General features: G+C 67.9%; 1 protein-coding gene and 1 pseudogene. Both read left to right on the top strand.

Features of this window, described 5'->3' with window-relative positions; translation table 11 throughout:
* Positions 1–108: pseudogene (locus KHQ28_RS28830) on the top strand (cytochrome c-type biogenesis protein CcmH); the annotation flags it as partial.
* Positions 105–947 carry a c-type cytochrome biogenesis protein CcmI gene (gene ccmI, locus KHQ28_RS28825; RefSeq protein WP_032418865.1) on the top strand — a complete coding sequence of 281 codons (843 nt, stop codon included), beginning with the start codon at positions 105–107 and terminating at the stop codon, positions 945–947. The pseudogene KHQ28_RS28830 and the gene ccmI, both read left to right, overlap by 4 nt.
* Positions 948–972 lie beyond the last annotated feature (25 nt).

Raw genomic sequence — 972 nt, 5'->3', positions numbered from 1 at the left:
GGAGTGATTATCGCCCGCGCCCGCCGTCGCGACATTCCTGACGCGGCGCTCAGCGCCGAAGAGCGCCAGAGGCTGGCGGCATTATTGCAAGAAGGAAAAGAACGATGAGCCTGTTGGTGGTTATCGTCGCGCTGCTGCTGGCTGGCGCGCTGGGGCTGCTGTACTTCCCGTGGTCGGGCAAAGGGGCGGTAGACCGCGATGCCCTCAACCGCGCCCTGTACCAGTCGCGCCTGCAGGAGCTGGTGCAGGAGCGCGGCGAGGACAACCCGGCGCTGGTCGTCGAGCTTCAGCGCACGCTGCTGACCGATATCCCGCCGCAGCCGCTGCCTGGCGAACGGCCGCTAAACCGCTGGGCGTTGTTTCCGGGCGCGCTGCTGCTGGTGGTCCTGAGTCTCGGCCTGTATCTGAAAACCAGCGATATTGGCCAGGTGCTGCTCTGGCAGCAGGCTGAACGACATTTTCCTGCGCTGTTGCAGCAGGTTAAGGACCCGACGGCGGCGCCGCTGCGAATGGATGAGCTGGCGGAGCTGCGGCTTGGCCTGCGCAGCCACCTGCAGGATACTCCGAACGACCTCGCCGGCTGGCAGCTGCTTGGGCGGCTGGGCCTGTTGTTAAACGATGGCGAGACGGCGATCGGCGCCTTTGGCCGGGCGCATGCTCTGGCGGCGGACGACCCGGCGGCGGCTTTCGATTACGCCAGCGCGCTGGTACGGGCGGGAGATAGCGGCCAGGTTCGGATGGGCGAGCTGCTGCTGCGTGACCTGCATCAGCGGCAGCCGAACAGCCTGCCGGTGCTGGAGATGCTGGCCCTGAGCGCGGTGCGCAATGAAGATTACCCCGAGGCCGTGGCGGCCCTGCAGGCGTTGCTGGCCCGGCTACCGGAAGGGGATGCGCGGCGCGAGGCGATCGTCCGCCAGCTGGCGCAGGCGCAGCAGCAGGCGCAATAACTGCCCGGCGGCGCTACGCTTGCGC

It is taken from the genome of Klebsiella sp. 28, assembly GCF_018223905.1.
GTDB classification, from domain to species: Bacteria; Pseudomonadota; Gammaproteobacteria; order Enterobacterales; family Enterobacteriaceae; genus Klebsiella; species Klebsiella pneumoniae.
This window is presented reverse-complemented; position numbering and strand designations above follow the sequence as displayed.